Consider the following 23,551-nt stretch of genomic DNA (forward strand, 5'->3'; position numbering starts at 1 on the left):
ATGAGACGCGTACGGCTCCAGCGTGATCTACCGGTGCCGATGCCCGACGGCGTGACGCTGCTGGCCGACCACTACGCCCCCGCGGGCGGGGAGCGGGCCCCCGTCGTCCTGATGCGCTCCCCGTACGGCCGGCGCGGCCTGTTCGGCTGGTTCTACGGCCGCGGGTTCGCCCGGCAGGGCTTCCACGTGGTCATCCAGAGCTGCCGGGGCGGTTTCGGCTCCGGCGGCCTGCTGGACCCGCTCGGCGACGAGCACGAGGACGGCCTGGCCACCGTGGCGTGGCTGCGCGGGCAGCCCTGGTACGGTGGCTCGTTCGCGATGTTCGGCCCCTCCTATCTCGGCTACACGCAGTGGGCCGTCGCGCCCTACGCCGGATCGGAGCTCAAGGCCATGGCCCTGCAGATCACCGCCTCCCAGTTCAGGGACGCGGCGTACGTGGGCGGCGCGTTCGCGCTGGAGTCGGCGCTGAGCTGGACCACGCTCACCGACGGCATGTCGCGCCGCTTCGGCGGCAGCACCTCGGTGCTGACCGCGCCCCGGCTCACCCGCAGGGCGGTCCTGTCGGGCCGTCCCGTGGCGGAGCTCGACCTGGTCTCGGCGGGGCGGCCGCTGCCGTTCTACCGGGACCTGCTCTCGCATCACGCCGACCCGGCCGTGCCCTACTGGGACAAGCGCGACTTCTCCGCCAGGGTGGGCGAGGTGGAGGCCGCGGTCACCATGCTGGCCGGCTGGTACGACGTGTTCCTGCCGTGGCAGCTCAAGGACTACGCGGCGCTGCGGGCGGCGGGCAAGCGGCCGTACCTGACGATCGGGCCCTGGTACCACATCGACACCCGGCACGGCCGGCCGACGATGACCGAGGCGTCGGCGTGGTTCCGCGCGCACCTGCTCGGCGACCGCTCGCTGCTGCGTCCCGACCCGGTGCGGATCTACGTGACGGGGGCCGGGGAGTGGCGCGACCATCCCGACTGGCCGGTGCCCGGCATGCGGGAGCAGCGCTGGCACCTGCAGCACGGGGCCGGGCTCGGCGTCGAGGGGCCGCTGGAGGCGGAGCCCGACCGCTTCCGCTACCACCCGTCCCATCCGACGCCGTCGATCGGCGGCCCCGTCCTGCTGGGCGACTCCCGGCCGCGCGACCAGCGGCGGCTGGAGCAGCGCCGGGACGTGCTGGTCTACAGCTCGGCGGCGCTGGAGTCGGACGTGGAGCTGATCGGCCCGGTACGCGCGGAGCTGTTCGTGCGCTCCAGCGCCCCGTCCACGGACGTGGTGGTGCGGGTGTGCGACGTGCACCCGGACGGGCGCTCCATGAACGTGTGCGAGGGCGTGCGCCGCCTCCACGGCGCGCGCGCTGACGGCGGCCGGGACGGGGTGCGCCGGGTCGAGGTGGACCTGTGGCCGATGGCGCACCGGTTCGGGCGCGGCCACCGGATCAGGGTGCACGTGGCGGCGGGGGCGTACCCGACGATCGCCCGCAACCACGGCACCGGCGACCTGCTCGGCGCGGGCGGCACGATGGCGCCGGCCGACGTCGAGGTCTTCCACTCCCCCGACCACCCCTCGGCCGTGGTGCTGCCGCTGTGCGCGCCTCACGCTTGATGTCGCTGGTCCTGCTGCTGCAGGGCCGGGGCGGGATGACGGCGGCCGAGCTGGCCAGGGAGCTGGAGGTCTCCGAGCGCACGGTGCACCGCGACGTGCTGGCGCTGTCGGAGGCGGGCGTGCCGGTCTACGCCGACCGGGGGCGGGGCGGCGGCTACCGGCTGCTCGACGGGTACCGCACCCGCCTGACCGGGCTGGACAGGGCCGAGGCGGAGGCGCTGTTCCTGTCGGGGGTGCCGGCGGCGCTGCGCGAGATGGGGCTACAGGACGTGGCGGCCGCGGCCAGGCTGAAGGCGGCCGCCGCGCTGTCGCCCGCGCTGCGTGACGCGCCGGCGACCGCCGCGCAGCGCTTCCACCTGGACGCGCCCGGCTGGTTCGCGGGCGGCGACCCGCCGCCGGTCGCGCTGGCGCCGCTGGCCAGGGCCGTGTGGCGGGACCGGCGCGTCTCGGCCGTCTACAAGGACAGCCCGCGGGTGCTGGAGCCGTACGGGCTGGTGCTCAAGGCGGGGGTCTGGTACCTGGCGGCGCGGCACAGGACCCGCTTCCTGATCTTCCGGGTGCACCGGTTCGGCGAGATCTCGGTGCTGGAGGAGCAGTTCGACCGGGATCCGGGCTTCGACCTGGCGGCCTTCTGGGCCGGGCAGGCGGAGCAGTTCACCCGGTCGCTGCTGCGGGAGGTGGTCACGCTGCGGCTCAGCGAGCGGGGGCGGCGGATGTTGCGGCACATCGCCGACCCGGCCGCGCTGGAGGACGCGCTGGCCTCGCTGCAGCCGGACGGGACCGTGCGGCTGGCGGTGGAGTCGGTGCCGGTGGCGTTCTCACAGGTGCTGCGGTTCGGGCCGGAGGCGGAGGTGCTGGACCCGCCGGAGCTGCGGGCGATGGTCGCCGACGCCGCCGCCCGCATGGCCCGGCTCTACCGGTAGGCCGCCTGGCCTGGCCCTGTCGCGGTCAGCGGTATTCCTCCCAGCCGGTCTCGCCGTCGTGCTCGCGTACCTCGGTGATGTAGCTCCACACGCGCGGGCGGCTGCCGTCCACGTCCGTGACGTCGTAGGCCAGCGCCAGCTCCTCGCTGGTGACCGACCTGCCCGACCAGCGCTGCCTGTCCGGGTCGAGGGCCAGGGCCGCCACGCCCCTGCCCAGGTAGGCGGGGGTCTCGGAGACCATCCAGCTCGGGTCCGCCTTGGCTTCGCGCCAGTTGTCCTCGGTGACGCCGAAGTTGTCCAGCATGGCCTCCGAGCGCAGGAAGCCGGGCGTCACGGCCAGGCCGGTGCAGCCGTACGGGCGCAGCTCGTTCGACCAGGCGAAGCCCAGCCGGTTGACCGACAGCTTGGCCAGGTCGTAGTAGACGTTCTCCCGGTAGCGGGTCCGGTTGAACTCCCAGGTGCCGTCGGTGACCTCGACCACCAGGCCGCCCTCCCGCTCGATGAGCAGCGGCAGCAGGTGGCGGGCGCTGATGAGGTGGGTGTCGATGGCCAGCCGCAGCAGCCGCAGGCCCTTGTCCTGGTCGTGCTGCCAGACCGGCGTGTTCCACGACCAGAGATGGTCGCCGCCCCACACGTCGTTGACCAGCACGTCGAGCCGGCCCTGCTCGCCGCGTACGCGCTCGGCCAGGGCCGCCACCTGGCCCGGCTCCAGGAAGTCCGTGCGTGCCGGGATGCCGGTGCCGCCGGCCGCGGTGACCAGCTCGGCCGTCTCCTCGATGGTCTCCGGCCGGTTCATCTCCGAGCGCCCTTCCCGGGTGCTGCGGCCGGTGCAGTAGACGGTCGCGCCCGCCGCGCCCAGCGCCACCGCGATGCCCCGTCCCGTTCCGCGGGTCGCGCCCGCCACCAATGCGATCATGCGGCCCATCGTGTCCCGGAAAGCCGACACCTCATGTCATGTTTTTCGGTGAACCCCTGTGATAAGTAGGTAATTACTATGAACAGCGAATTCGAGCTTCGCGGAGTCAACCACGTCGCTCTGGTCTGCTCGGACATGAAGCAGACCGTCGGCTTCTACTCCGGCGTGCTGGGCATGCCGCTGATCAAGACCATCGAGCTGCCGATGGGCTGGGGCCAGCACTTCTTCTTCGACTGCGGGGGCGGCAACGCGCTGGCCTTCTTCTGGTTCCCCGACGCGCCCGACGGCGTGCCCGGGGTGTCGGCGCCGAAGAACCTGCCCGACCGCGGCGAGCTGCTGTCGGCCGTCGGCTCGATGAACCACCTCGCCTTCGACGTGCCGCCGGAGAAGATCGAGGAGTACCGCGACCGGCTCATCGCCAAGGGCGTCGACGTGGGCGTGCTGCTCAACCACGACGACAGCGAGTTCGGCGTGGCGCCCGAGCCGCACGATGGCGTGTTCGTCCGGTCGATCTACTTCAAGGACCCCGACGGGATCCTGGTCGAGTTCGCCGCCTGGACCCGTCCGGTGGGGCGGCCCGGCGACGTACGGCACGAGCCCAGGACCGCGGCGGACCGGACCGTGTGATGGCGCGCCTGCGCCGGGTGCCGCGCGAGGAGATGACCGACCCGGTCGTCGCGTTCTTCCACGACCGGCTGATCCTGCCCGGCGGCGCCGGCACGGCCACCGGCTCGCCGGGCGACTGGTGGGAGGTGTTCGCGCTCGACCCGAAGATCTTCCGGCACTGCGTCAAGGGCTTCGAGCTGTACCGGGACACCGCGCTGGACCCGGTGCTGCGCGAGCTGGGGCAGGTCAGGGCCGGGTGGGCGCGGCAGAGCCAGTTCGTCTACTCCCAGCACTGCAAGCAGCTTCGGGCGCTCGGCGTGCCGGAGGAGAAGGTGCGGGCGGTCGCGCACTGGGCGGTCAGCGACCTGTTCGACGAGCTGGAGCGGGCGGTGCTGGCCTACACCGACGCGCTGGTGCTGGACGGCGGGCGGGTGCACGACGAGGTGTTCGGCGTGCTCAAGCGGCACCTGCCCGACGAGCAGATCCTGGAGCTGACGTACGTGACGTGCCTGTACGAGATGCACGCCACGATGGTGCGGGCGCTGCGGCTGGAGTTCGACGACCGGCCCGACCCGATCGTGGAGGTGCCGGCGCCCGACGGGTACGGCGCCCGGGACATCGCCGAGGACCTGACCACTCGTCGCGAGTAACCGACCGCTCGTCGATCGCCGATGCCGTTCACCGGCGCCTCTCGTTAAGGTTTCGGCTGGTCCGCGCGATGCGCTTGTCTCACATGGCGAGATTTCATCTCGACATTTAGGCCAAACCGTAACATCACGGACATTGGGTTTAATATCCCCGAAAAGCTACTCTCCCTCCATTGACATACACGTCAGGACCCGGTCAACAGCCGGGTCCTGATCCGTTCATCGGAGGGACGATGACTACCGGGGAACCCGGGCAGCCACGCACCGACCGCAGCCCATGGAACTGGCTGCTCGTCGTGCCGATCGTGCTGCCGTTGCTGACGTTCCTGTTCAACGCCGACGAGCCGCGCCTGCTCGGCTTCCCGCTCTTCTACTGGCTCCAGATGGCGTTCATCGTGGTGGGCGTCGTGACCACGACCATCGTCTACAGGATGACCAAGTGAGCGGGCACACGACCGAGCTGGTCGTCTTCATCGTGCTGTTCCTGATCGTCAGCGGCATGGGCTTCGTGGCCTCGCGCTGGCGGCGGCCGGACGACCTGGCCAGCCTGAACGAGTGGGGCCTGGGCGGGCGCAGCTTCGGCTCCTGGATCACCTGGTTCCTGATCGGCGGCGACCTGTACACCGCCTACACCTTCGTGGCGGTGCCCGCGCTGGTGTTCAGCTCCGGGGCGCTCGGGTTCTACGCGCTGCCGTACACCGTCGTGGTGTACCCGCTGGTGTTCCTGGTGCTGGCGCGGATGTGGTCGGTCTCGCACGTGCACGGGTTCGTCACGCCGGCCGACTTCGTCAGGGCCCGGTTCGGGTCGCCGACGCTGGCGCTGGTCATCGCGATCACCGGGCTCGTCGCGACGATGCCGTACATCGCGCTGCAGCTCGTCGGCATCGAGGCCGTGCTCAAGGCGATGGGCATCACCGGGCACCTGCCGATCATCATCGCGTTCGCGATCCTGGCGGCCTACACCTACCAGTCCGGCCTGCGCGCGCCCGCGCTGATCGCGTTCGTGAAGGACGCGCTGATCTACATCGTGATCCTGGCCGCGGTGATCTACATCCCGTCCAGGCTGGGCGGCTGGGACTCGATCTTCGACGCGGCCAAGGCCAAGTTCGACGCCTCCCCGGCGCAGAACGACGGGTACATCCTCAACGCCAACAACCAGCTCCAGTACATCACGCTGGCGTTCGGCTCGGCGCTGGCGCTGTTCCTGTACCCGCACAGCCTCACCGGCGTGCTCGCCTCCAAGAACCGCAACGTCATCAAGCGGAACATGTCGGCGCTGCCCGCCTACAGCCTCGTGCTGGGCCTGATCGCGCTGCTCGGCTTCATGGCCATCGCGGCCGGCACCAAGCCGGTCACGGCCAACGGCAAGGCCGACACCAACACGATCGTGCCGGTGCTGTTCGACCAGATGTTCCCCGACTGGTTCACCGGGGTGGCGTACGCGGCCGTGGGCATCGGCGCGCTCGTCCCGGCGGCGATCATGTCGATCGCGGCGGCGAACCTGTTCACCCGCAACATCTACCGCGAGTACCTCAACAAGAACGCCACCGACGCCCAGGAGGCCAACGTCTCCAAGCTGGTGTCGCTGGTCGTCAAGGTGGGCGCGGTGCTGTGCATCCTGCTGCTCGACCCGCAGTTCTCGATCGACCTGCAGCTCATCGGCGGCGTGATCATCCTGCAGACGCTGCCGTCGGTGGCGCTGGGCCTGTACACGCGCTGGTTCCACAAGGGCGGCCTGATCGCGGGCTGGGCGGCCGGCCTGGGGGCGGGCATGTGGATGCTGTACCTCATCCCGAATCCGGCCAACGGCAAGGCGCACTTCGGCGGCTCGGCGTTCCCGCTGGCGAACCTCGGCTTCGACACCAAGATGACGGTCTACGCCGGGTTCCTGGCGCTGGCCGTCAACCTGGTGGTGGCCGTTCTCGGCACGGTGATCTTCAAGGCCGTGAAGGTGGCCGACGGCGAGGACGCCACCGCGCGGGACGACTACTTCGTCGACGAGGGCGACCCGAAGGTCAAGGACCTGGACCTCACCGGATCCCACTGACCCCCGCTCCCCGCCGCGCGGCCCGTCCCTTCCCGGGGGCGGGCCGCGCGGTCATTCCCGGGCGAGATAGCCGGGGTTGGCCACCTCCAGCTTCGCGCGTACCGCCTGCTCCAGGACCGCCATGAGGGTCTCGCCGTCGGCCAGCCGGCCCTCGCGGACGGCGGCGGCCAGCTCGGCGTCGTCCGCCACGCCCAGCGCGGCCAGGCTCTCGGCGTGCCGGGCGGCCTGGGCGGGGCCGAGCTCGATCTCCCGCTCGACCATGCCGAGCACGTTGATGGCCACGCGGGTGTGGTAGCGGACCCGGCCCTCGACGGCCGGGAGCACGTCGGTCTCGAGGAAGTCGCGGACGGCGGCGACCAGCTCGGCCGCGCTGGGGACGTCGTGCGGAGCGTTCACAGCTCCTCCTTAGCAGAGCGGGAGCCCGCTCCCAAGGCGGGACGCCGTTAGAGCGCCATATGTCGCCTTTATCAGCGTCCGATCATGTACCGGCTAGTCTGCGCACATGCACACTCAGTCCCCCCTCGAACCGGCTCACGTGCTCGGACCCCGGCTCATCAAGGCCGAGATCTTCGTCGTGATGTCGGTCTCGCTCGGCGCCAGTGCCCTGGTGGCGCTCATCCGGCTGATCGGGTCGCTGACGGCGCCGCGCGAGCTGAAGGGCCAGCAGGCGGTGCTCGTCGGGTCCATGGCGCCCGGCCGGCCCTGGCTGGACCTGGCGTTGCAGCTGGCGCAGATCGCGATCGCGGTGGCGCCCGTGGGGCTGGTGGCGTACCTGATGGTGCGCTCGGGCGAGTCGTTGCGGACGATCGGCGCGGACTTCCGCCGCCCGGGCGGAGACCTGGCGCGCGGCGCGCTGCTCGCCGCCGCGATCGGCGGCTCGGGGCTGGCGTTCTACCTCGCGGTGTGGGCGGCGGGCGTGAACCTGACCGTCGTGCCGGGCGCGCTGCCCGGGGAGTGGTGGCAGGTGCCGGTGCTGCTGCTCGCCGCCGCGCAGAACGGGGTGCTGGAGGAGGTCATCGTCGCCGGGTACCTGCTGCACCGGCTCGGGCAGGCCGGGTGGACGCCGTGGAAGGCGGTGGTGGTGTCGTCGCTGCTGCGCGGGTCGTACCACCTGTATCAGGGGTTCGGCGGGTTCGCCGGGAACGTGGTGATGGGGCTGGTGTTCGGGCGGGCGTACCAGAAGTGGGGGCGGTCCATGCCGCTGATCATGGCGCACACGCTCATCGACGCCGTGGCCTTCGTCGGATACGCCTTCCTGCGCGGCCGGGTGAGCTGGCTGCCCTGACCCGTTGACCGGCGCCCGGGTTTCGGGTTGGGTTCGAATCATGAGCTTCGCGGTCCCTGACAGCGTCCGGCCGGTACGCGACGCCGTGCACGCGTTCATGACCGGGCGGGTGGAGCCCGCCGAACCCGTGCTGCACGCGGGCGGGCCCGCGGCCGCGGCGGCGCTGGACGAGCTGCGCGCGCAGGCCAAGAAGGAGGGCCTGTGGGCCCTCGGGCATCCGCGCGAGCTGGGCGGCGGCGGCCTGCCGTTCCTCGACTACGTCTACGTCAACGAGGTGCAGGGGCGCAGCGAGTACGGGCAGCTCGCGCTGGGCACGTACACGCTGCAGGACTCGCTGATGCTGCACGAGCACGCCTCGCCCGAGCAGCGCGAGCGGTTCCTGGAGCCGCTGGTGCGCGGCGACATCTCGCCCAGCTTCGCGATGACCGAGCCGGGCGTCTCCAGCAGCGACCCCACGCAGATCAGCACGCACGCCGTGCTCGACGGCGGCGAATGGGTGATCAACGGGCACAAGTGGTTCACGACCGGGGCGTCGCGGGCGGCGTACACGACCGTGATGTGCAGGACCGAGCAGGACGCCCCGCCGCACCGGGCCTTCTCCATGATCGTGGTGCCGACCGACACGCCGGGGTACACGATCGTCAGGGAGACGCCGGTGCTGGGGCTGGAGGGGGCGCACTGCGAGGTGCGCTACGACAACGTCCGCGTCCCGGCGTCGAGCCTGCTCGGGGAGCGCGGGCAGGGCTTCGTCATCGCGCAGCGGCGGCTCGGCCCCGGGCGCATCTTCCACTGCATGCGCTGGCTGGGGCAGGCGCAGCGGGCCTTCGACCTGATGTGCCTGCGGCTGCACGAGCGCACGGCGTTCGGGCAGCCGCTGGCGGCCAAGCAGCTCATGCGGCAGCACGTGTTCGACTCCTACACCGAGATCCAGTCCGCGCGGCTGCTCACGCTGCACGCCGCCGAGGCGATCGACCGGGGCTCGGAGGCCCGGGTGGAGATCGGGGCGATCAAGGTGGCCGGCGCGCGCATGCTGCACAACGTGATCGACCGGGCCATCCAGGTGTACGGCGCCGCGGGGCTGACCCCCGACACCCCGCTGGACCGCATGTACCGGCACGCGCGGGCCGGGCGCATCTACGACGGGCCCGACGAGGTGCACATCGACTCCGTGGGGCGGCGGATCCTGGGCGAGTACGCGGCGGGCGGCTCCTGGGAGTTCGGCCTGCGATGACCTCCCTGCACGTGACCTTCCGCGAGGCGGCCCGATGACCGTCCGGTACCAGATCGACGGCGAGGCGGCTCGGTGAACGATCGGCACGCGATCGTCCGCGAGGCGTTCGGGGACGGGGCGACGATCGAGGCCGGCGCCCGGCTGCCCGGCGGCGCCTCGCGGGAGACGTGGGCGCTGGACGTGGCCACGCCCGGCGGCGGCAGGCACGAGCTGATCCTGCGGCTCGACTCCCCCGGCGCCGCGCCGGAGGCCGGGGCGGGCCTGGCCGCGGAGGCGCGGCTGATGCGGGCCGCGGCCGGGGCCGGGGTGCCGGTGCCGCGGATCATCGCCTGCGGGGAGTCGTACATCCTCATGACCCGCGTTCCCGGCGAGACGATCCCGCGCAAGATCCTGCGCGACGACGCCTACGCGGCCGCCAGGCCGCGGCTGGCACGGCAGTGCGGCCAGGCGCTGGCCGCCATCCACCGCATGCCGCTGTCGGCCCTGCGATCACCTGGGCAGCCGGAGGAACGGCCGGCCGAGCCGGAGGACCCGCTGCTGCGCTGGCGGGAGGTGCTCGACCAGCTCGGCGAGCCGCACCCGGTGTTCGAGCTGGCGCTGCGGCGGCTGGCGACCACGCGGCCGCGCGGCCGGCGGCACACGGTCGTGCACGGCGACTTCCGCAACGGCAACCTCATCGTCGGGCCTGAGGGCATCAGGGCGGTGCTCGACTGGGAGCTCGCGCACGCCGGCGACCCCCTGGAGGATCTCGGGTGGCTGTGCGTGAAGGCGTGGCGGTTCGGCTCGCCGCTGCCGGTGGGCGGGTTCGGCGACTACAGCGACCTCGTGCACGCCTACGAGGAGGCCGGCGGGCAGGCCGTCGATCGTGACGCGCTGCGCTGGTGGGAGACGTTCGGCGTGCTGAAGTGGGGTGTCATCTGCGTCATGCAGACCATGCGGCACCTGCGTGGCGGTGCCCGCTCCGTGGAGCTGGCCGCGATCGGGCGGCGGGTGTGCGAGAACGAGTGGGATCTGCTGCGGCTGCTGCGCGAGCGGCCGCGGAACGCGGTGCCCGGCGCGCACTGGTGAACGCGCACCGGTGAACGCGCTCAGCGGCGGGTGGCTCCGGCCCTCCGGGCGCTGAGCGCGCCGGCGATCACGTCCACCAGGCCCTCCACCACCTGGTCGCGGTCCACCTCCGGGTGGTCGAGCCACCAGTCGCCGGTCGTCTGCACCATGCCGACGAACGCGTGGCCGAGGACCTGGGCGCGCGTCGGGTCGGGCACCACCCGCTCGGCGGCCAGCACGCCGCCGAGCTCCTCCCCCAGGCTGCGCACCAGCGAGGTCATGTGGGAGCGGATCCTGCTGTCCTCGGCGCCCGCCCGGTGGAACAGGAACAGGTAGAGGTTGAGGTTGGCGGAGATCAGGTCGAGGTAGACGCCGATGGCCGCTCTGGCCCTGCCGCGCAGGTCGGCCCCCGTCGCGGCGAACTCCGGGCGGAGCTGGGCGATGACGGTGCGCACGTGGCGGTCGGCCAGGGCCTGGTAGAGACCGTGCTTGTCGCCGAAGTGGCGGTAGAGGATGGGCTTGGTGATGCCCGCCTCGGCGGCGATGGCCGCCATGGACACGCCGGGGCCCTCCTTCATGATGACCCGGTCGGCCGCGTCGAGCAGCGCCCTGCGCCGATCCGGATCCCGCCCGCTCACAGGTCCAGGATAGATCGCCCGCGGGCCCTGGGCAGCGCCGAGAGCACCAGGAGGGCGCCGATGAGCGCGTACAGGCCGCTGATGCCGGCCAGGGTGCCGGGCGGCTCGGCCAGCTCCGCCCACGGCGCGCCGTCCGGCGGGGACCACGGCAGCCCGCCCGTACGCGCCCAGGGCAGCGTGGCGGCCAGGCCCATCGCGGCGTCCAGGTCGAGGGCGAACAGCACGCCGGCCGCCACCAGCGGCACCCCGCAGCCGAGCGCGGCGGCGGGCCAGGCGGTGAGCAGCGTGACGATGACGGCCACCGCCGCCAGGTAGGCCAGGCCGGTGGGGGCCGGGGAGAAGGCGGTGTGGCCGGTGCGCAGGCCGCGGGCGGCGGCCTCGGTGAGGTAGTAGACGGGGGCGCAGGCGGCCAGGCCCGCCGTGGCTGCCAGGAGGGAGCTGGGGCGGCGGTCGCGCATCACATCGGCACACCTTACGCCGGGGGCGGCCTGGTCCGGGCCGATATCCGATCTTCCAACGGGGTGACGTCCGGCGTGCCCGGTGCGCGCCCGGCGCCGGACCCGCGCCGGCCTCGGCCTGCTCCCGCCCGCGACGAGACGGGAAGCCCGTCCCGCCGGGCGGGACGGGCTGCCCGTTCAGAGGCCGGTGCTCCAGCGTCATGGAGGTGTGTCACACGGTCACCCCCCGCTGCGGCGGCAGCGAGGTCGGCTGCCACCTCTACGGCTGAGCCAGGCGCAGCAGCAGGTCCTTCACCTCCGTGGCCTCGTACCGCGACCGGGGCGGCGCGCCCGCCGGGGCCGGGGCGGAGCAGAGCAGGACGGGCGCGTCGGCCGGGTCGGCGGGCAGCAGGCCGTGGGAGCCCCGCACGGCGCGGGCGCCCGCGTCGAGGCCGACGACGCTCATGACGTACCGCAGGCCCGCCTTCTTGCGCAGCAGCGCCAGCGCGGCCCGGCGCTTGGCCGCGCCGGGGGCGGCCGGGTCGAAGAAGAGCTCGGCCGGGTCGTAGCCGGGCTTGCGGTGGATCTCGACGACGCGGGCGAAGTCGGGGGCGCGGGCGTCGTCGAGCCAGTAGTAGTAGGTGAACCAGGAGTCGGGCTCGGCGAGCAGGACCAGCTCGCCGGAGCGCGGGTGGTCCAGGCCGTGCGCGGCCTTGCCGTCCTGGTCGAGCACGGTGGCGACGCCCTCGATCGAGGCGCACAGCTTGGCCACGGCCGGCACCTCGGCGGGGTCGCGGACGTAGACGTGCGCGATCTGGTGGTCGGCGACGGCGAACGCGCGGGACGTCCACGGATCCAGGTACTCCATGCCGTCCTGGGTGTGCACGCGCAGCAGCCCCTCGGCGCGCAGGGCGCGGTTGACGTCCACCGGCCGGGAGACGTCGGTGATGCCGTACTCCGACAGCACCACCGTGGTCCGGCCCGCCGCGGCGTCCAGCAGCGGGGCCAGCACGGTGTCGAGCTCGGCCGCGGCGGCGGCTGCGCGCGGGTCGGAGGGGCCGTGACGCTGCAGGTCGTAGTCGAGGTGCGGCACGTAGACGAGCGTCAGGTCGGGGTCGTGGGCGGCCAGGACGTGCTCGGCGGCCCTGCAGATCCAGGCCGACGACGCGATGCCCGCGCCCGGCCCCCAGTAGCTGAACAGCGGGAACGGGCCGAGCTTCGCGGTCAGCTCGTCGTGCAGTGACGGCGGGTCGGTGTAGCAGTCGGGGTCCTTGCGGCCGTCGGCGCGGTAGATCGGGCGGGGGGTGACGGTCCAGTCGACGTCGGCGCCCATGGCGTACCACCAGCAGACGTTCGCCACCGTGTAGCCGGGCCGGTCGCGGCGTGCGGCCTGCCACAGCTTCTCGCCGCCGACCAGCGCGTTGTGCTGCCGCCAGAGCAGCACCTCGCCGAGGTCGCGGAAGTACCAGCCGTTGCCCACGATCCCGTGCCCGGACGGCGGCAGGCCCGTCAGGAACGTGGACTGCGCCGAGCAGGTGACCGCCGGCAGCACGGTGCCGAGCCCGGCCTGGAAGCCGTCCGCGGCGAGCGCGCGCAGGCGCGGCATGTGGGCCAGCAGTCTCGGGGTCAGCCCCACCACGTCCAGGACCAGCAGCTTGCTCATGCCGTCACTCCGAGGTCGCGCAGTTGGGTGCGGGCGAAGTCGAGCTCGTCGGCGATGCCGTCGGCGAGCTGCCGCGGGGTTTCCGGGCGCAGCGCGGGTGGCAGCACGCCCCAGGTGTAGGTCTCCACGTCGTAGTGGTCGCACAATGGCTCGGGCCCGCCGGTCAGCTCCTTGAGCGCCTCGCGCAGCACCGGCGTGGTGGTGGCCAGGGGCGGGGCGGGGTCGGCGTGCAGCGGCACGTGGTAGTGCACCCGCCACGGCCCCGGCAGGCCGCGGGCGAACGCCTCGTCCAGGTCGTCGGCCGCGCCGCCGTGCGGGTTGCGGGTCTGGTGCAGGAAGCGCGGCTCGGCGTACTCGCGCAGCGCCTCCGGGTCGGTGCTCTCCAGCGCGGCCGAGACCTGGACCTTGACGATCGGCAGGCCGCGCGCCCGCAGCGCCTTCAGCGCGGCGGCCGGCTGCTCCCACGCGCAGGCCAGGTGGGCCAGGTCCAGGCAGATGCCGAGCCGCCCGGTGTCGGCGCGGGCCAGGTGGTCGATCGCCTGCCCGGTCGTCTCCACGATGCAGCCGGGCTCGGGTTCGAACGCCACCCGCACCACCCGTCCGGTCGCCGACTGGACGGCGGCCAGCCCGGCGGCGAGCTGGTCGAGGCGGCGGGCCGCCTGGTCCGCCATGGCGGCGTTCCAGGGCTGGCGCCAGCCGAGCGGCAGGGTGGACACCGACCCCCTGGCGGCGTCGTCGGGGAGCAGGTCGGCCAGGATGCGGGCCAGGTCGAACGTGTAGGACAGCCGCTCCCTCGTCGTCCAGTCGGGACGGTAGACGGCGTGCTTGACCACCGGGTCGTGGAAGGACCGGTACGGGAACCCGTTCAGCGTCACGACCTCCAGCCCCCGCGCGGTCAGCTCCCTGCGCAGCTTGGCGCGCAGGCCGGGGTCGGCGGCCAGGACCTCGGCGACGGGCGCGGCCAGCCACAGCCCCAGCCCCAGCACGTCGCTGCCGAGCCGCTCCCTGATCGGGACGGCGTACGTGTCGAACTGGGCGATGATGCCGTCGAGGTCCTCGGCCGGGTGCACGTTCGTGCAGTAGCCGAGGTGCAGCGTCGTGCCCGAGCGATGCCGCAGCCGCATCACTCGCCGCCGCGCTTGATGGAGCTGCCGGCGAACGTGGGCTCGGCCGCTCCGGTGACGCCGGTCAGGTCGAGGCGGCCCGACTGGCTGTAGAACTCGACGGGGTTGCGCCACATGACCCGGTCCACATCGTCCTCGCCGAACCCGGCGGCCAGCATCGCCTCGGCGGTCGCCAGGGTGAGCAGCGGGTCGGAGACGCCCCAGTCGGCGGCCGAGTTGACCAGCACGCGCTCGGTGCCGTACTTGCGCAGCAGCTCGACCATGCGCGGCGGCGACATCTTGGTCTCGGGGTAGATGGAGAAGCCCATCCAGCAGCCGGTGCCGTGCACGAGCTCGATGGTGACCTCGTTGAGGTGGTCGACGGCGACGCGGCCGGGCTCGATGCCTGAGGCCTTGACCAGGTCGAGCGTGCGGCGGGTGCCGGCGGCCTTGTCGCGGTGCGGGGTGTGCACCAGGGCGGGCAGCTCGTGCTCGACGGCCAGGGCGAGCTGGCGTTCGAAGGCGTCGTCCTCCTCGGGGGTCATGGAGTCGTAGCCGATCTCGCCGACGGCGACCACGCGATCCTTGTCCAGGTAGCGGGGCAGCAGGTCGAGGACGGGGCGGCAGCGCGGGTCGTTCGCCTCCTTGGGGTTGAGCGCGATCGTGGCGTGGTGGACGACGCCGAACTGGGCCGCCCGGTACGGCTCCCAGCCGAGGAGCGAGTCGAAGTAGTCGGCGAACGAGCCGGGGCCGGTGCGCGGCTGGCCCAGCCAGAAGGACGGCTCCACGACGGCTACGACCCCGGCGGCCGCCATGCGCGCGTAGTCGTCGGTGGTGCGCGAGGTCATGTGGATGTGCGGGTCGAAGATGCGCATCAGGTCTCCTCGATGGTGAGACGGCCGGTGAGACGACTGGTGAGGCGGCCGAGCAGGGCGGCGGCGTCGCCGGGCATGGGGCGGCCGGCCGCCTCCCGCTCCTCGGCGAACGCGGCCAGCATGGCGGCCAGCTCGGCGTCGGCCCGCTCGTCCAGCCGGTCCACCTCGGCCAGCGGGACTCCCATGAACACGCACTTGAGCACCGCCTGCCGCCAGGCGGCCTGGTCGAGGTGGGCGGCGTACGGGCCGAGGGCGGCGGCCAGCAGGCGGGCGTCGTTCGTGCGGATGGCGTCGCGCAGGAGGGGGACCGCGCCGGTGCCGACGGGGAGCAGGGGGAGGGCCTTGAGCACGGCGCGTTTCTCGTCGGCGTCGCCGTGGTGGTAGAGGTCGGCGGCCTCGGCGGCGACGCGGGCGGGTGGCAGCGCCGCCAGCAGCAGGGCCCTGGCGGCCTCGTCTGCCGTCCAGCCCGGCGCGCCCGGCAGCGGGGCCCGGCCGGTGCGCCTTCCCGCGGCGGCGAACGAGCGGGGGAACGTGCCGGGGCTGGCCAGGGCCTCGTCCAGCCAGGCGGCGCCCGGGGTGTCGCGGAGTGCGGCGTGCAGCCGCTCGGGTGGCATCACGTTCTGCCTCCTTCGGGTTCCTGCCCGTGCGGGCGTGCGGACGCTTGATCGTGCGGGCGTGCGGACGATTGCCCGTGCGGGCGTGCGGACGCTTGTTCGGCCTGGCGGAGGAAGGTGAGGGAGCGGGCGGCGACGTCGGGGGCGGCGTGCGAGTGGCGGGGCAGCTCGACGGCGACCAGGCCGCGGTAGCCGGAGGCGGCGAGCGCGCGCAGCACCGGCGGGAAGTCGATCTCCCCCTCGCCGAACTCCAGGTGCTCGTGCGTGCCCCGGCGCATGTCGTCGATCTGGACGTTGACCAGGTACGGGCCTGCCGCCGTCACGCAGTCGGGCACCGGGCCGGGCTCGTTGCAGCGGCAGTGGCCGATGTCCAGGGTGAGGCCGAAGCCGTCAGGCGCGCCGAGGGCCCGCCGCAGCGCGTGCCAGCCGGCGATCGTGTCGACGAGCATCCCCGGCTCCGGCTCGAACCCCAGCGGCACCCCGCCGGCCTGCTCCAGCACCCGCGCGCACCCGTCCACCAGCCGGTCCCAGGCCAGGTCCGGCGGCACGTGCGCCGGCCGGACCCCCGACCAGAACGACACCGCCTCCGCCCCCAGGTCGGCGCCGATGGCCACGGCCCTGCGCAGGAAGTCCACGCGCTTGTCGCGGTCGTCGTCCAGCAGCGTGGGGGCGTGCTTGCGGCGCGGGTCCAGCAGGTAGCGGGCGCCCGTCTCGACGACCACCCCGAGGCCGAGCGTCCGCAGGCGGTCGGCGACCTTGGCCACGCGCAGCGCGAGCCCGTCGGCGTACGGGTCGAGGTGGTGGTGGTCGAGGGTGAGCGCCACGCCGGTGTAGCCGAGGCCGGCGATGAGGTCGAGGGCGTCGGGGAGGCGGTGGTTCGCGAAGCCGTTGGTGCCGTAACCGAATCTGATCATGTCGGGGACAACTTTCTGGCCAGTCGCCGGGCCAGCGGGACCACCGCGGCCAGCGCCAGGCCGACGCGGGGCGCGCCCGCCCGCGCGACCAGGGCGCCCTGGAGGGCGGGCAGGCTGACGATGCCGGCCGTGACGGCGTCCCGCACCCGCTGCGGTGACGGGTCCGTGACGGCTCGGGCCTGGGGGGTGCCGAACTGGGAGGCGTACCAGCTCGCGAGCACGGCCCGCGCGGCGGCCGCCTCGGGGTCTCTGCCGGAGGGCTGGCAGGCGGTGGTGGCGGCCAGGGCGACGGTGCCCGCCAGGGTGGCGGCGGGGCGGTGGCGGGTGGTGCCGGTGGTCTCGCCCCGGGAGAGGTCGGTCAGGAGGTAGGTGTGGGCGGCGACGGTGAGGGCGGCGGGCAGCGCGGCGGCCAGCGACCTGCCGAGACCCGCCAGCCCGGGCCCGGCACCCCTGGGCGGAGGTCCCGAGGTGGTCCCCAGCAGCGTGCCGGGGACGCTGGGCGGAGTGGCCGGGGTCGCGCCGAGCAGTACGTCGAGGCCGCGGCAGGCCGCCATCACCAGGGGGCCGGCGCGCGTGTTCTTGGCGACCAGGTCGTACGCCCAGATCGCCCCCGCCAGCGGCACCGCGACCGCCAGGGCCCGGCGGCCGCCGGTGAGGGCGGCGGTGGTGAGGCCCGCGGCGGTGAGGCCGGCCGTCACGGCCAGGGCCGTGCCCGGGCTCACCCGGCCGGAGGGGATCGGGCGTTCGGGGCGTTCGGTGGCGTCGAGGTGGCGGTCGGCCCAGTCGTTGGCGGCCATGCCGGCCCAGTACAGGCAGACGGAGGAGCAGGCCAGGCCGAGCGTCCGGGGGCCCAGCGCGCGCCCGGCGGCGGCGCCCGCGGCCACGTCGCCGGGGACGGACAGTGCGGCCGGCGCCCGGACGAGCTCCAGCAGGTCCCGCAGCGCGGTCATCGGCGTGCCTCTCTCACCCCGGATCGGCAAGCGGCACTATACCGCGCACCGTTCACGACGTCCCTCGCACGCAGCCGTGTCGCGCCCGCGCGATCCCAGGTGGGAGCCCATCCCAGGGCCCTTGAGCGCGGCACGGCGGAAGGCCGTGAGACGCGCCGCCCTGTCGCGCTCCTCGCCGGAGGGAGCGAGGCGGTGGCGCGACCCGGGCGCGGGGCGGGCCGAGGGGGTAAGGCGGGGGGCGGGGTCACGGGGTGGGCTCCGGGGCGAGGGCGGTGACGAGGTCGCAGAGCGTGCGCCACTGGCCGGCCAGCCCGTGCGGCACCTCGCCCAGCGGATCCTTGAAGAAGAACGCCAGCTCCGGCAGCGGCCCCGCACGCCCGGCGCGGTGGGCGGCGGCCGTGAGCCGGGCGAGGTCCAGGACGAGGGGCGCCGCGAGCGCGGAGTCGCAGCCGTGCCAGGTGAACTCCATCCGCATGCCGGTCCCCAGGAACCCCTCGAACGTGACCAGGTCCCACGCGGTCTTGAAGTCCCCCAGGTCCTCCAGGTAGTCGATGCGGGTCTCGCCCTGCGGCAGGTAGCCGAGCGTCTCGGGCAGCACGCGCTGCTTGCTGGCGGACTTGGCGGCGTTCGCGCCCGGCTGGGCGAGGTTGGCGCCGTCGCCGCCGCCCAGCAGGTTGATGCCCGACCAGGTGCGCACCTTGAGGTTGCGCTGGGCGAACATGGGCGCGAGCACGGACTTGACCAGCGTCTCCCCCGTCTTGCCGTCGTGCCCGCCGTACGGCAGGCCCTGCTCACGGGCGAGCTCGTCGAGCGCGGGCAGGCGGGCGCCCGTCGAGGGGGTGAAGTCCACGTACGGGCAGCCGGCGGACAGGGCGGCGTAGGCGGCCAGCGAGCTGGGCGGCAGCACCGGTTCGGCGTCGGACAGGGCGGTGCGGAGCTCGGCGAGCGAGGCGTGGGCGGGGTGCGGGGGCGGGACGGGTTCGGTGGTCGAGACGTTGATGACGACGACGCGGTCCAGGTCGTGGTGGCGGCGGAAGCGGTCGAGGTCGGCGGCGATGGCGCTGGCCGTCCCGGCCTGGGTGGCGGCGGCGGGCAGCGGGCGCACCTGCTGCTCGACGGCGGCCAGGTCGTCCTTGACGGCCTGGGCGAGCGCGGCCGGCACCACCCCCGAGCCCGCCAGCTCGGCGGCCTTCTTCTCCAGCGGGACCGAGGTGAGGTCGTGCCCGCCGAAGACGAGGTCGCCGATGCCGGGGCGGATGCGTTCGCGCAGGGCGGGTGTTTCCAGGACGCAGCCGGTCGGGGCGGTCAGGCCCGCGCGGATGGCGAGGGCGCCGATCACGCTCGTGACGGCGACGGATCCGCGTGCGCCGATCAGCCAGGTTCCCGTTCTCATGTGGTCTCCTTCGCGGCCGGGACGGGTCCCCGCCCCGGGGGGTGTTCAGCGTCGAAGGCCGAGGAGGGCGGGATGGCCCGCCGGCCGGTGAACCGCGTGATCGGCCTGTGTCACGCGTCCTCCATGGTGGTCGGGCGGCTGCCGGGAGCCGCACACGTCATGATCGGACATTGTGACCAGGATCCGCTCGAAAGCCCCGCCGTTCAAGCCGGATCAGGGCGCGTTCTGGTGCTGGGGGTCGAAACCCGGTGCCGGGGTCAGCCCTTGAGGCCGCCGCTGAGCAGGTCCAGGCGCCAGAAGCGCTGCAGGAACAGCAGCAGCGCGATGAGCGGGATCACCGACACGGCCGCGCCCACGATGGCGATGCCGTAGAGCGCCGGCTCCGAGGAGCCCTTGGCCAGCAGGGTGTAGAGGCCGACGGTGATGGGGAACCTCGACTCGTCCGACAGCATGATGTACGGCAGCAGGAAGTTGTTCCACGTCCCCACGAACTGCAGCATGAAGATCGTCACCATGCCGGGGAGCATCATGGGCAGCCCGATGGCGCCGAGGATGCGGTACTCGCTCGCCCCGTCGATCCTGGCCGCCTCCAGCGTGGCGTCCGGGACGGAGGACAGGGCGTACACGCGGGCCAGGTAGATGCCGAACGGCGAGATGAGGCCGGGCAGCAGGACGGACCAGTAGCTGCCGACGAGGTTCGTCTCGGACATGATGAGGTACTGCGGGATGGCCAGCGTCATGCCGGGCACGAGCACGCCGGCCAGGATGGCGTAGAACAGCACGGTGCGGCCGCGGAAGTCGTACTTGGCCATGGCGTAGCCGGCCAGGGTGGAGATGAGGGTCGAGGCGGCGGAGCCGACGACCGCGTACAGGGCGCTGTTGGCCGCCCAGAGGAGGTAGCGGCCGTCGCCGTAGGAGAACAGGTCGCGCAGGTTGTCCAGGAGGCCGGTGCCGGGGGCGAAGGTGAAGGTGGAGAAGAGCTCGCCGCTCGCCTTGGTGGCGGCGACGGCCACCCAGGCGACCGGCACCAGGCAGTAGAGGGCCCCGACGAGGAGGACAAGGGTGGGCAGGAGCCTGGCGCGCTGGTGCGGGAGCGGGCGCGTGGTCATGACAGGCCTCCGGAGGCGCGCTTCTGGGTGAGCTTCAGGAGCACGACCGAGACGACGAGGGTGCCGGCGGCCAGGATGACGGAGGCGGCCGAGGCGAGGGGGAGGTCGTCGCGGATGAAGGCGTCGCGGTAGATGTGCATCAGCGGGACCCAGGTCTGGGAGATCTCGGTGGTCATCGGGGCGAGCGTGGTCGGCTCGCCGTACACCTGGAGGGTGCCGATGAGCGCGAACAGGCCGGTGAGCACGAGCGCGGGCGCCACCAGCGGGATCTTGACGTGCCAGGCGATGCGCCACTCGGAGGCGCCGTCGATGCGGGCGGCGTCCGACAGCTCGGCCGGGATGCCGCGCAGCGACGTGAAGATGATGATCATGTTGAAGCCGACGCCGCCCCACACCGCGATGTTGGCCAGCGACGGGTAGATGCCGTCGCCGCTGAGGAACGGGATCCCGCCCAGCCCCAGTTCCCTGGTGAGGTAGCTGAAGGGGCTGGTGGAGGGCAGGTACATGAAGCCCCACAGGAGCGAGGCCGTCACGCCGGGGATGGCGTACGGCAGGAAGATCGCCGTGCGCGCGAACCGGCGGCCGCGCGCGCCCGCGTAGTCGAGCAGCAGCGCGAACAGCAGCGCCAGGCCGAGCGTGAGCGGCACGCTGATCAGCCCGTAGAGCGCGAGCCTGCCGAAGCCGGCCCAGAACTCGGGGTCGGTGAGGATCCTGGCGTAGTTGTCGAGCCCGACGAAGACCTCCTGGCGGGTGCCGAAGATGCCCTTGCCGGTCAGCCGCAGGCCGCGGGCGCTGAGGTAGACGGCGTACCCGATGGGAACCGCCAGGAAGGCCACGAACAGCAGCACCGCGGGGGCGATGAACACGTACGGCGCCCGCGTCCCGCGGCGGGCGCCGTTGCCGTCGGTCACGGGCCGGCGACCTTGAAGCCGGTGGCCTTCATGTCGTCCACCACGACCTGCTGGGTCTTCTGCAGCGCCTGGACGAGGGGCGTCCTGTCGCGGATGGCGGCGGCCATGGCGTCCTGGAAGGCGCTCTGCGCGGTGCCGACGTTCGGGCCCCAGCTGATGTGCGGGATCGTGCGCTGCGCGGCCTTGGTGGCGACCTCCCAGTAGTCCTTCTGGTTCGCCACCAGCTTGGGCGGGTCGCTGGAGGCGGTGGCCTGCTGCCCGGCCAGCGACGCCGGGTACTCGCCGGCGGCGATCTGGATGTCGTAGGCGGTCTTGTCGGTGTTCATCCACTTGGCGAACGTGGCCGCGGCCTGGGCGTGCTTGGAGTTCTTGGTGACGGCGATGGCGCTGCCGCCCTGGAAGGCCACCCGGTCGTCGCCCTCGGTCCACTGCGGCAGCGGCGCGATGGCCCAGTCGCCGGCCTGCTTCTCGGCGATGCCGTACAGCACGCCGGGGGCCCACAGGGCGCTCGGCCAGCTCAGGATGTCGCCCTTGTTGAGCTGGTTGTTCCATTCGGGGGTGAGCAGCGGCTCGGCCTTGACCAGGTCCTTGTCGACGAGGCCCTGCCAGTAGGCGGCCACCTCGGTGGAGGCGGGGTCGGCGATGCCCACGGTCCAGGTCTGGTCCTGGACCTTCCACCAGGTGGCGCCGGCCTGCTGGGCGAGCCCGGCGAAGTTGCCGAACTCCTCGGGGGCGAACGTGGCCAGGTACGCGTCGGGGTCCTTCTTGCGGACGTCGGCCGCCACCGTGGCGAACTCCTGCCAGGTCTTCGGCACGGGGATCTTCAGCTCGTCGAAGCGTTTCCTGTTGTAGACCATGACCATCGGCCCGACGTCCTGCGGCACGCCGTAGACGGCGCCGTCGAAGCTGGTCAGCGACCACACCTCGGGCGTGAAGGCGTCCTTGATGTCGGCGGTGTGGGCGGAGATGTCGGCCAGCGCCCCAGCGACGATCATGGCGGGGATGGTCTGGTACTCCAGGCAGGTGGCGTCGGGGGCGTTGCCCGCCCGGCTCGCGGTGAGCAGCTTGGTGCGGTGTCGGTGCCGCCGCCGGCGTCGGTGTGCTTGACCTGGATGTCCGGGTGGGCCTTGTTGAACGCCGCGACCTTGTCCTTCTGGCCCGCGCTCCAGCACCAGAAGTTCAGCGTGACCGGTCCCGTCGGCGCCGCCCGCGTGGCGGCGGTCCCGTCGCCCGTGCCCGACGAGCAGGCGGCCAGGATGACGGCCAGGCCGATCGCCGCGATCGGGCCGGAGACCCCACTGATACGCATCCGCGTCTCCTTCCGCGCAAAGCCCGGAGATGGCTTTGCAGAAAAGTCAACATAGAGAAGAAGTGAGGTGCATGTCACTACCTGTGCACAGATTCCCCGGCGATTCGGTGATGTTAGTTTTGTGGTGAAGCCAAGAGAGGAAGGGTGGCGTTGATGGCGGTTGGGCCCCGAAGATGGGGCGGCATGTGGGACGCCTTGCCCGACGCCGCCCGCTCCATCGTCAAGGAGCTGATCATCCACGGCCCGCAGTCCAGGACCGCGCTGGCCAGGACCCTGCACCTGTCCACCGGCAGCCTGACCCGGCTGACCAAGCCGCTGGTCGACGCGGGGCTCCTGGTCGAGGGCGAGGTGGTGCACGACCCCGTCAACGGCCGCCCGACCCGGCCGCTGGACGTGGCCGCCGCCGAGCACCGCTTCCTGGGGCTCAAGCTGACCGGGGACCGCGTGCACGCGGTCGTCACCGACCTGCGGGCCGGGGTGATCGCGGGCCGCGACGAGCCGATCACCGACCACAGCCCGGAGGCCGTGTGCCGCCAGGCGCGCGGGCTGCTGGACGCGCTGGCGGTGGGCCCGCCGGTGGGGGCAGGGATCACGCTCGGCGGCAACAACCGCGCCTCGGCGGGGGTCGGCGGCGAGCGGCTGGTGGACGCGCCGTACCTGGGCTGGGAGCAGGTCGAGCTGAAACCGCTGATGGAGCGGGCGCTCGGCGTGCCGTGCGCGGTGGAGAACGACGTCGCGGCGCTGGCGCACCAGCACCACTGGTTCGGGCCCGGGCGCGGGCTGCGCGACTTCGCGCTGGTCACCATCGGGGCGGGCATCGGGTACGCGCTCATCGTGCACGACCACCTGGTGGCCGCCTCGGAGGCGGATCTGGGCATGTTCGCGCACCTGGTGCTGCGTTCCGGCGGGCCGATGTGCCCGGAGGGGCATCGGGGGTGCGCGGCGGCGTACCTGTCGAGCGGGTCGATCGAGGCCGCCGCGGCGCTGGGGCTGCGGCGGGAGGTCGGCTACGACGAGGTCCTGCGGCTGGCGGCGGCCGGCGACCAGGTGTGCCTCACTCTCGTCCGCGAGGCCGCGCACGCCCTCGGCAGGCTCATCGCGCTGGTGGCGACGGTCTCCATGGTCAAGACCGTGGTCCTGGCGGGCGAGGGCGTGGAGCTGGCCCGCCTGGCCAAGGACGACCTGGACCGGGCCCTGGCCGCCGACCGGCGCGACGTGCCCGGCTCGGTGAACGTGGTCGTCGAGGCAGACGACTTCCGCGAGTGGGCCCGCGGCGGCGCCGTCGTCGCCATCCAGAGTTTCGTCACCGGCAGCGACTGAGGAGCCCGTGAAGCGGG

At 73.1% G+C, this 23,551-nt stretch carries 25 protein-coding genes; 10 read left to right on the plus strand and 15 right to left on the minus strand.

Going from position 1 to position 23,551, the window contains the following annotated elements:
• Both HD593_RS33585 and HD593_RS33590 read left to right on the plus strand, forming a co-directional pair.
• Entirely contained in the window at positions 1-1,596 is a 1,596-nt protein-coding gene (locus HD593_RS33585; RefSeq protein WP_185105963.1) for a CocE/NonD family hydrolase, read from the plus strand.
• Positions 1,578-2,519, plus strand: coding sequence for a helix-turn-helix transcriptional regulator (locus HD593_RS33590; protein ID WP_185105964.1), 942 nt, complete (start codon positions 1,578-1,580; stop codon positions 2,517-2,519). The genes HD593_RS33585 and HD593_RS33590 overlap by 19 nt, the downstream gene beginning before the upstream one ends.
• A 25-nt stretch (positions 2,520-2,544) precedes the next feature.
• Here the strand turns inward: HD593_RS33590 and HD593_RS33595 are convergent, their stop codons facing one another.
• Positions 2,545-3,435 (minus strand): SDR family oxidoreductase, encoded by an 891-nt coding sequence (locus HD593_RS33595; RefSeq protein ID WP_185105965.1) that lies wholly within the window; start codon positions 3,433-3,435, stop codon positions 2,545-2,547.
• Positions 3,436-3,513: 78 nt separating this feature from the next.
• Between HD593_RS33595 and HD593_RS33600 the strand changes: the two genes are divergently transcribed.
• From HD593_RS33600 to mctP, 4 genes are all read left to right on the plus strand, one after another.
• Positions 3,514-4,062 carry a VOC family protein gene (locus tag HD593_RS33600; protein ID WP_185105966.1) on the plus strand — a complete coding sequence of 183 codons (549 nt, stop codon included), beginning with the start codon at positions 3,514-3,516 and terminating at the stop codon, positions 4,060-4,062.
• The gene (locus tag HD593_RS33605; protein WP_185105967.1) at positions 4,062-4,691 is read left to right on the plus strand and encodes a carboxymuconolactone decarboxylase family protein; all 630 of its coding nucleotides are present in this window, start codon (positions 4,062-4,064) and stop codon (positions 4,689-4,691) included. Before HD593_RS33600 ends, HD593_RS33605 begins: the two co-directional genes overlap by 1 nt.
• Positions 4,692-4,921: 230 nt before the next feature.
• Positions 4,922-5,131: a DUF3311 domain-containing protein gene (locus HD593_RS33610; RefSeq protein WP_185105968.1), complete on the plus strand. Its 210-nt coding sequence runs from the start codon at positions 4,922-4,924 to the stop codon at positions 5,129-5,131.
• A complete protein-coding gene (gene mctP / locus HD593_RS33615) occupies positions 5,128-6,735 on the plus strand; it encodes a monocarboxylate uptake permease MctP (RefSeq protein ID WP_312903886.1) in 1,608 nt (535 codons plus the stop codon). The genes HD593_RS33610 and mctP overlap by 4 nt, the downstream gene beginning before the upstream one ends.
• A 51-nt stretch (positions 6,736-6,786) precedes the next feature.
• On the opposite strand, the gene HD593_RS33620 is transcribed toward mctP, so the two are convergent.
• Positions 6,787-7,131, minus strand: coding sequence for a DUF6285 domain-containing protein (locus HD593_RS33620; protein WP_185105969.1), 345 nt, complete (start codon positions 7,129-7,131; stop codon positions 6,787-6,789).
• A gap of 106 nt (positions 7,132-7,237) precedes the next feature.
• Here HD593_RS33620 and HD593_RS33625 point away from each other — a divergent pair, with 106 nt between their 5' ends.
• From HD593_RS33625 to HD593_RS33635, 3 genes are all read left to right on the plus strand, one after another.
• On the plus strand, positions 7,238-8,020 hold the full coding sequence (locus HD593_RS33625; protein ID WP_185105970.1) for a CPBP family intramembrane glutamic endopeptidase: 783 nt from the start codon (positions 7,238-7,240) through the stop codon (positions 8,018-8,020).
• Positions 8,021-8,060: 40 nt separating this feature from the next.
• A complete protein-coding gene (locus HD593_RS33630) occupies positions 8,061-9,251 on the plus strand; it encodes an acyl-CoA dehydrogenase family protein (RefSeq protein WP_185105971.1) in 1,191 nt (396 codons plus the stop codon).
• 72 nt (positions 9,252-9,323) lie between these two features.
• Positions 9,324-10,319 (plus strand): phosphotransferase family protein, encoded by a 996-nt coding sequence (locus HD593_RS33635; RefSeq protein ID WP_312903888.1) that lies wholly within the window; start codon positions 9,324-9,326, stop codon positions 10,317-10,319.
• 20 nt (positions 10,320-10,339) lie between these two features.
• On the opposite strand, the gene HD593_RS62135 is transcribed toward HD593_RS33635, so the two are convergent.
• The 13 genes from HD593_RS62135 to HD593_RS62145 form a co-directional block, all read right to left on the minus strand.
• Positions 10,340-10,936: a TetR/AcrR family transcriptional regulator gene (locus tag HD593_RS62135; protein WP_185105972.1), complete on the minus strand. Its 597-nt coding sequence runs from the start codon at positions 10,934-10,936 to the stop codon at positions 10,340-10,342.
• Complete coding sequence (locus HD593_RS62140; protein WP_185105973.1) at positions 10,933-11,394, minus strand: hypothetical protein; 462 nt, start codon at positions 11,392-11,394, stop codon at positions 10,933-10,935. The genes HD593_RS62135 and HD593_RS62140 overlap by 4 nt, the downstream gene beginning before the upstream one ends.
• Before the next feature lie 259 nt (positions 11,395-11,653).
• Positions 11,654-13,036 (minus strand): alkaline phosphatase family protein, encoded by a 1,383-nt coding sequence (locus tag HD593_RS33650; protein ID WP_185105974.1) that lies wholly within the window; start codon positions 13,034-13,036, stop codon positions 11,654-11,656.
• Positions 13,033-14,160 carry a metabolite traffic protein EboE gene (gene eboE, locus HD593_RS33655; RefSeq protein WP_185105975.1) on the minus strand — a complete coding sequence of 376 codons (1,128 nt, stop codon included), beginning with the start codon at positions 14,158-14,160 and terminating at the stop codon, positions 13,033-13,035. The genes HD593_RS33650 and eboE overlap by 4 nt, the downstream gene beginning before the upstream one ends.
• Positions 14,160-15,014: a TatD family hydrolase gene (locus tag HD593_RS33660; RefSeq protein ID WP_185105976.1), complete on the minus strand. Its 855-nt coding sequence runs from the start codon at positions 15,012-15,014 to the stop codon at positions 14,160-14,162. The genes eboE and HD593_RS33660 overlap by 1 nt, the downstream gene beginning before the upstream one ends.
• Entirely contained in the window at positions 15,014-15,628 is a 615-nt protein-coding gene (locus HD593_RS33665) for an EboA domain-containing protein (RefSeq protein WP_185112286.1), read from the minus strand. The genes HD593_RS33660 and HD593_RS33665 overlap by 1 nt, the downstream gene beginning before the upstream one ends.
• Positions 15,628-16,542 (minus strand): sugar phosphate isomerase/epimerase family protein, encoded by a 915-nt coding sequence (locus tag HD593_RS33670; RefSeq protein WP_185105977.1) that lies wholly within the window; start codon positions 16,540-16,542, stop codon positions 15,628-15,630. The genes HD593_RS33665 and HD593_RS33670 overlap by 1 nt, the downstream gene beginning before the upstream one ends.
• The gene (locus HD593_RS33675) at positions 16,539-17,492 is read right to left on the minus strand and encodes an SCO3242 family prenyltransferase (protein WP_185105978.1); all 954 of its coding nucleotides are present in this window, start codon (positions 17,490-17,492) and stop codon (positions 16,539-16,541) included. The genes HD593_RS33670 and HD593_RS33675 overlap by 4 nt, the downstream gene beginning before the upstream one ends.
• A 244-nt stretch (positions 17,493-17,736) precedes the next feature.
• Complete coding sequence (locus HD593_RS33680) at positions 17,737-18,885, minus strand: inositol-3-phosphate synthase (RefSeq protein ID WP_185105979.1); 1,149 nt, start codon at positions 18,883-18,885, stop codon at positions 17,737-17,739.
• 257 nt (positions 18,886-19,142) lie between these two features.
• Positions 19,143-19,994 carry a carbohydrate ABC transporter permease gene (locus HD593_RS33685; RefSeq protein WP_185105980.1) on the minus strand — a complete coding sequence of 284 codons (852 nt, stop codon included), beginning with the start codon at positions 19,992-19,994 and terminating at the stop codon, positions 19,143-19,145.
• Complete coding sequence (locus HD593_RS33690) at positions 19,991-20,905, minus strand: carbohydrate ABC transporter permease (RefSeq protein ID WP_185105981.1); 915 nt, start codon at positions 20,903-20,905, stop codon at positions 19,991-19,993. Before HD593_RS33690 ends, HD593_RS33685 begins: the two co-directional genes overlap by 4 nt.
• Positions 20,902-21,900, minus strand: coding sequence for an extracellular solute-binding protein (locus tag HD593_RS33695; protein ID WP_341850707.1), 999 nt, complete (start codon positions 21,898-21,900; stop codon positions 20,902-20,904). Before HD593_RS33695 ends, HD593_RS33690 begins: the two co-directional genes overlap by 4 nt.
• Positions 21,897-22,214: a hypothetical protein gene (locus HD593_RS62145; protein WP_246549838.1), complete on the minus strand. Its 318-nt coding sequence runs from the start codon at positions 22,212-22,214 to the stop codon at positions 21,897-21,899. The genes HD593_RS33695 and HD593_RS62145 overlap by 4 nt, the downstream gene beginning before the upstream one ends.
• 183 nt (positions 22,215-22,397) lie before the next feature.
• Here HD593_RS62145 and HD593_RS33700 point away from each other — a divergent pair, with 183 nt between their 5' ends.
• Positions 22,398-23,534 carry an ROK family transcriptional regulator gene (locus HD593_RS33700; RefSeq protein WP_185105982.1) on the plus strand — a complete coding sequence of 379 codons (1,137 nt, stop codon included), beginning with the start codon at positions 22,398-22,400 and terminating at the stop codon, positions 23,532-23,534.
• The last annotated feature ends 17 nt before the right edge of the window (positions 23,535-23,551 follow it).

This window comes from Nonomuraea rubra (assembly GCF_014207985.1).
GTDB lineage: Bacteria > Actinomycetota > Actinomycetes > Streptosporangiales > Streptosporangiaceae > Nonomuraea > Nonomuraea rubra.